Annotated in this window: 6 protein-coding genes and 1 pseudogene; 3 read left to right on the forward strand and 4 right to left on the reverse strand. The window is 33.9% G+C overall.

Translation table 11 applies throughout. The features are described 5' to 3' along the window. Positions 1–141: 141 nt before the first annotated feature. Positions 142–873, reverse strand: coding sequence for a tRNA (adenine-N1)-methyltransferase (locus tag ACKI3Q_RS09845; RefSeq protein WP_407416417.1), 732 nt, complete (start codon positions 871–873; stop codon positions 142–144). Positions 874–882: 9 nt separating this feature from the next. After that, positions 883–1,842 (reverse strand): zinc metalloprotease HtpX, encoded by a 960-nt coding sequence (locus ACKI3Q_RS09850; RefSeq protein WP_407416418.1) that lies wholly within the window; start codon positions 1,840–1,842, stop codon positions 883–885. 152 nt (positions 1,843–1,994) lie between these two features. Here ACKI3Q_RS09850 and ACKI3Q_RS09855 point away from each other — a divergent pair, with 152 nt between their 5' ends. Continuing rightward, a complete protein-coding gene (locus ACKI3Q_RS09855) occupies positions 1,995–2,942 on the forward strand; it encodes a replication factor C small subunit (RefSeq protein ID WP_407416419.1) in 948 nt (315 codons plus the stop codon). A gap of 12 nt (positions 2,943–2,954) precedes the next feature. Further along, positions 2,955–4,466: a replication factor C large subunit gene (locus tag ACKI3Q_RS09860; RefSeq protein WP_407416420.1), complete on the forward strand. Its 1,512-nt coding sequence runs from the start codon at positions 2,955–2,957 to the stop codon at positions 4,464–4,466. On the opposite strand, the gene ACKI3Q_RS09865 is transcribed toward ACKI3Q_RS09860, so the two are convergent. Both ACKI3Q_RS09865 and aroE read right to left on the reverse strand, forming a co-directional pair. Beyond that, positions 4,452–5,135, reverse strand: coding sequence for an ATPase (locus ACKI3Q_RS09865; RefSeq protein ID WP_407416422.1), 684 nt, complete (start codon positions 5,133–5,135; stop codon positions 4,452–4,454). The two genes, ACKI3Q_RS09860 and ACKI3Q_RS09865, sit on opposite strands and share 15 nt — an antisense overlap. Before the next feature lie 4 nt (positions 5,136–5,139). Continuing rightward, the gene (aroE, locus tag ACKI3Q_RS09870; RefSeq protein WP_407416421.1) at positions 5,140–5,982 is read right to left on the reverse strand and encodes a shikimate dehydrogenase; all 843 of its coding nucleotides are present in this window, start codon (positions 5,980–5,982) and stop codon (positions 5,140–5,142) included. Between the two features lie 246 nt (positions 5,983–6,228). On the opposite strand from aroE, the pseudogene ACKI3Q_RS09875 reads away from it, so the two are divergent. Next, a pseudogene (locus ACKI3Q_RS09875) lies at positions 6,229–6,791 on the forward strand (hypothetical protein); the annotation flags it as partial.

Below are 6,791 nucleotides of genomic sequence, written 5' to 3' on the forward strand. Positions count from 1 at the left end.
GGTTAAAAATTCCTTTTTAATTAAATAAAAAAATAAGTTAGTGAATTTTTAAAATTCACATTAAATCAATTTGAAATTTTGAGTATTATTCAATTAATCAGTTAGTATTAATAAAAATCAACTATTTCCGGACAATCCCAATTATAATTTGCGGGCAAAAAGTAAATATCCGCTGTGACCGACCATTCTGGTTTTTGGTCTTGTGCCCTGCTGTCTAACCTCAAGGCCACGTTCCAAAGTTTCTAAAATTTCAATGTCATAGAAATTAAGCTTTTTGGCAACCCTGTATGAAACTTCTGCCTGATTAATATATGGAGCATAGACAACCAGCCATCCACCAACATTTAATGAATCAAGAACCTCCTCAAAGATTTCATAAGGCTTTGGAAGGTCTAAAAATACCAGGTCAACGTTATTCTCATCAATTCCATCTTTAATGTCCTGGTTTTTGACTTCTATGTTTGTTATTCCAAAGGTTTCGATATTCTTCCTTGCCACTTCAGCAAAGTCTTCCCTGATTTCATAGGTATAAATCCGGCCATTTTCTCCAACGACATTACCGAAGTTCAATGCAATGGCTCCGGCACCTGTTCCTGCATCAACTACCCTGGAACCTGCACCCAGACCAGTGTATGCTAAAACTGTCCCTATATCTTTTTTGATTAATATTGAACAGCGTCTGTCCATCAAGTCTATAAAGTCATTGACATTAGGTTTAACAATTTTAAATGAGTGGTCAAGATGGCTTTTAACTTCATCACCTATTTCAGCTGCAGACAAAATCTCCGCAGAAACTATTCCCAAATCGCTTTGAAATTCTTGGCCTTTTTTTAAGATATACTTTTTACCACGTTCATCTAAAATCATTTTCATAAATTACACCTAATTTTCTAATTCTGCTAATCTTTTAACTCTTTTAAGGGAATCCGGATGAGTGGAAAATAATTCCATAATTCCTTTGGTTTTTGAAATTTTAACACCAGTATTAGCTAATCTTCTCAATTCATCATCAGATATCTTTCCATCACCATCAAAGTCTATTTGCTGGAAATCAGTGATATCATGTTGAGCATTATTGATATCAGTTGCAAAAAATGCCCTGTTGGTGTTTAAATCAGCAATAGTTTCCTTGTCACATTTGGCAGCACCATAAGACAATTTGTATAATGCAGACACTAATGCGGCAGGACGGTTTCCAAATTCAACAGAAGCTTCATCGGCATAGTATTCACGGACTCTTGAGATGAACAATACTAATAACTGTCCAATTAAATAGAATACATAACCTAAAATTCCAATAATGATTGTTCCCCCATTATCACGGTCTCCTGAAAACATGAATGATAATGCGATATAATAGCAAATCATCGGGACCACACTAACAGCCGCAGTTACTGCCATGTCATTATGTTTTACATGCCCCATTTCATGGCCCAATACAGCTCTCAATTCATCATAATCCAATAAACCCAATATTGGACGAGTAATCGCAATATGGCCGCTCCTGCTTGTTCTTCCATATGCAAAAGCATTTGGAATATTAATTTCAGACAAACCCAATTCAGGTTTAGGAACTCCTGCAGCCTGAGCAAGCTCTTCCACCATTTTGTGAATATGAGGAGCTTCCGCTTCAGACAAGGGCCTTACATTCATTGAATGTTTGACCAGTGATGGTCCAAACCAATACTGTAAAAATATAATCACTAAACTTATACCGGCATATATTCTCCAACTGGAAATTCCCAGGTATCTACCTATAAGGAACACCAAGAAATAAACGATTGAAAACATCAAAACAGATGTAAGTATCATTCTTAACCTAAGTTTCCATGTGCCTCTCATTATTAACACCCCAACTATGTATTGATATTATATATTTAAACTTAAAAAGTTAATGGAAAAATTCAGAAAAAATATTACTTGTCAACCACTACCACAAATTAATTATTAACTAACAAACATATAGTTTAACATTACAAAATCATGGTGATTTAATGAGTGGACCTTGGGTAGAAAAATATAGACCACAAAGCCTAGATGACATTGTAGGCCAAGAACATATCATAAATAGACTTAAAAAGTATGTTGGCGAAGAAAGTATGCCAAATTTAATGTTTACTGGACCTGCTGGTGTAGGAAAAACTACAACCGCACTAGCGTTAGTTAAATCAATTCTTGGAGAATACTGGAGACAAAACTTCTTGGAATTGAACGCATCAGATGCTAGAGGAATTGATACAGTAAGAAATGACATTAAGAATTTCTGTAGGTTAAAGCCTGTTGGAGCTCCATTTAGAATAATATTTCTGGATGAAGTTGACAACATGACAAAAGATGCTCAGCATGCTTTAAGACGTGAAATGGAAATGTATACAAAAACCGCTTCATTCATATTGTCCTGTAACTATTCATCAAAAATCATAGACCCGATACAATCAAGATGTGCAATATTCAGATTTGCACCGATAAAAGGAGAGGAAATAGTTGGCAGATTAAAGTTCATATGTGAAGAGGAAAACTTTGATTATGATGAAAAAGGCATTGAAGCAATTGTATACTATGCTGAAGGAGATATGCGTAAAGCAGTCAATATCCTACAGGCAACAGCTTCTGAAGGAGAGCACATTACAGAAGACAGTGTATATGATGTTGTTTCAAAATCAAAACCACAAGACATATCTGACATGATTACAAAAGCATTGACCGGAGACTTTATGGGCTCCAGAAAGCTCCTGCATGAAACAATGGTTTTGCAGGGCACAAGCGGAGAGGACATGGTTTCCCAAATATATCAGGAAGTATCCAGAAGAGTTATTGACGGCAAAATGGATCCTGATTTTTATATTGACATAATAGAAGCAATAGCCAATTGTGATTTTAGAATAAGAGAAGGATCAAACCCTAGAATACAGCTTGAAGCTCTTTTAACAAAATTCTTATAGAAAGGTATTCGAATGTTATGGACCGATAAGTACCGACCAAAAACCCTAAAAGAGATATTAGGTAACAATAAAGAGAAAAAAATAATAGAAACCTGGGTTGAGAATTGGAAAAATGGAAATCCACAGCAGCCATTACTTTTAGTTGGACCTCCAGGAATTGGAAAAACCACATTTGCACAGGCGATAGCCAATGAATTTTCCGAATATATTGAGCTGAATGCAAGTGATAAACGTTCTCAAGACGTGATTAAAAGCACCATTGGCGAATCTTCATCCTCAAGGTCACTTTTTGGCGACGAATACAAATTAATTATTATGGATGAAGTAGACGGTATCCATGGAACCAACGACCGTGGAGGAGTTAGAGCCATTGGAGAGATTATTAAAACTTCTAAACATCCACTGATTTTAATAGCCAATGATTTTTACTCAAAAAGACTGCAATCCATCAAACCTAAATGTCAAGTTATTAAAATGGCAAAAATCAGAAGTCCGACCATCAATAAAATGCTTAAAGATATTGCTAAAGAAGAGGGTATTGAATACGATAAGGAAGCCTTGAAATTATTATCAAAAAAGGCAAATGGAGATATCCGTTCAGCAATCAATACATTTCAAGCAATTGCAGATACATCTCATGAAGTAACTATGGAAGACGTTGAAACTGTGACAACAAAAGATGACAGATCAACAATTATTGATGGAGTAATGGCCACATTAAAAAGCAAAAATCCAAAACATGTCAAAGATGCCCTTCGAGTTGATGAGGAGCCGACACTTGTAATGGAGTACATTGCTGAAAATGTAGCCAGGGAATACACCAATAAAAATGAACTTAAAAAAGCATATGAAAACCTGTCAAATGCAGATTTATACTTTGGAAGAGCCCAAAGAACCAGAAACTACGGTTACTGGAAATATGCAACGGACTTCATGGGAATCGGTGTAAGCGCATCCAAAAAGGAAACCTATAAGAAGTTCACACCAATTAAATCTCCAACAGTATTTACATTAATGGGACGCAATCGTGGAAAAAGAAACTTACGTGACGGTATTGCAGATAAAATGTCTGAAAAAATGCATATATCAAATACTGTAGCCATTTCAATGTTTCCATATTTGGAAATAATGTTTCAGAATGATGAGCTTGCATGGGAAATTTCAGATTTTCTTGATTTGGAAAAAGACGAAATCAAACGCTTCAGAAAAAAAGTCATACCTAAATCCGTTATTAAAAAGATGGAAAAGAAAAAAGAGGAAATGCGTATTGAAGAACGTGACAGACGCGCTGAAGAACTTCAAAACCAGATGTTTGCAGGAATCCCACAAGAAGAGATTATTGAAGAAGATTCTGTAAGAGATGAAATCGAATTAATATCTGAAGAACCGCAAGCTGAAGAAGCTGAAGAACCTCAAAGTGAAGAAAACGAAGAAGAGATGATGGCTGAAGAGATGGTCGAGGAAGAACCTGAAGAAGACCCGAAAGAGAAGAAAAATAAACAAGCATCATTATTTGACTTCTAATTTATTTTCTATAAATTCAGATGCTTTTAGCACATTTTCTCGATACTGCGGTGCAACATCTTCTAAAAAATCCATAAATGATGATGCTAATTCATCATTATTTTCATTTTTTATTATATCCCTACCATCCATTTCCAAAAATGAATTAATCCAGTTTAAAGGCACATTAATCAATGGGTAAATTTCATTGTCTTTTTTATTAAATTCCAAACCTTTGCCTGCAAAAATTGTAGAAAATATCTGATTAACCTCATCATCCAATATTGTCGGATTTGCAATTAAATCATATTCACCATCATGAACCAGTTTAACACCATATTTTCGAGTATAAGGTTCAAGAATTACATCAATCATGAAATTATCCTTAGGAATCAATATTGTTGAGTTAGGTTCAATATCACTAAGAGTTTTAGCAGATTTGGAGCATATTTTTTGGAATAGGGAATTTCGTACAACTTCAATATTAGGATACTGCTTGCCGAATGTCTCCTGACGCTTTCTTGAAAACTTGGAAAATCTTAGATTATTAATGTAGATTTTTGAAGGAGTGTATGATATAAAACGACTGTCAACTCCAATTATTTTTAAATATTTCAATACATCTTTTTTTGAATCTGTAAATGATTCTTTTTCATCAGCCAATCCGGAAACATCAAAAATAAAATCCATCATATCATAATCCCAAAGTTTTAATCAATGCTTCTTCCATTGCATCAATCGGTGCCTTTTTACCTGTCCATATTTCAAAACTTTCTGCACCCTGATACAATAGCATCTTAATTCCATAAATCGGTTTTGCACCTGCCTTAATGGCTTCTTTCAATAACCCCGTTTCATTTGGATTGTAAACAGCATCAAAAACCACCAAATCTTCATGCATATCACTAGCCAATGCAATAGGAGTATCATCAACATTCGGATGCATTCCAACAGGAGTTGTGTTAATTAAAATATCCGCGTTAGCCAAATCCATAGAATCAATGGAATTTGATTCAACATTATCAATTAATCCGGAACTTAAAACATCTAAAGCCAATCTTTGAGCCTTATCAACATTTCTATTTAATATAGTAATATTTTCAGCCCCATACTTTGCCAAATAAAATGATATTGCCCTAGACGCACCACCAGCACCTGCAATAACTATATTTTTGTTTTTAACATTTGTAACTTCACCAATAGCTTTAATAGCTCCGATTCCATCAGTATTATATCCTTTTAAATCTTTAAAGTCAATAGTGTTAACAGCCCCTATTAATGAAGCGATTTCATCAATTTCTGCCAAATATTTCATTACTTCAATTTTATGAGGAATTGTTACATTAAATCCTTTAATATTTAAAGCACAAGCCCCATCAATAGCCTCTTTTAGATTATTAGGATTAACATCAAAAGCCGTGTAGACATAATCCATACCCAACTTCATAAAAGCAGCATTATGCATTGGAGGTGAGAAACTATGTTCTACAGGATGTCCGATTAAACCTACAATATTTGTACTTCCTTTTATTTCCATATATTAAAATTATCCAATCATGTTTATATAATTATTTTTAACTGAAAAAATTACACATCCCGATAACATAACGATGCCAAAATACTGTTAAGTTTGCATTTAATTAATTTTTAAGTGAAATATCCTATATTTTCAAATATAACTCACATGTACTGATTTAATTCCCGTAAGCAAGCACTTACTTTCGAAATAATTTATATAAAAAAAAGTTAAAAATATATTACAACGAAATAGGAAGAAATAAAAATGAAAATGAAATATTTATTAATAATGTTAATAATTGCTTTTATAAGCATTTCTTGCGCATCAGCAAGTGATAATACAAATATAACGGTAAATTCTGGTTCAGATATCCCCATTAATGATATATCTACGCCATGTAATTTTGATGACCTGCAAAACGATATTGCAAATCTCAACGCCGGAGATATTTACAATATAAATCAAGATTATATTTTTGATCCCTGCAGTAATCCCGATTATATTGGTCCAAAAATCATTACGCATGAAGGCATATTAATTGCAACAGATAACGTAACTATCAACGGTAACGGCCACATTATTGACGGAAATTACAATACCGCACTTTTTAAAATAACCGGAAACAACGTAAAAATCATTAATTTAACCTTAATAAATGCAAAATACAATGGTTTTAACATCCCCATTACGCCAAAAATAGAAGATATGCCGAAAATAGGCGAATGCACTATTAGTCCTATTATATCCTCAACACATACCGATTTAAGTGCCGTTTACTGGTTAGGAAACAACGGTTTAATTGACAACTGCATATTCACAGGCAACAC

The sequence above is a fragment of the Methanobrevibacter sp. genome, assembly GCF_045636185.1.
In the GTDB taxonomy this organism is placed as follows: domain Archaea; phylum Methanobacteriota; class Methanobacteria; order Methanobacteriales; family Methanobacteriaceae; genus Methanocatella.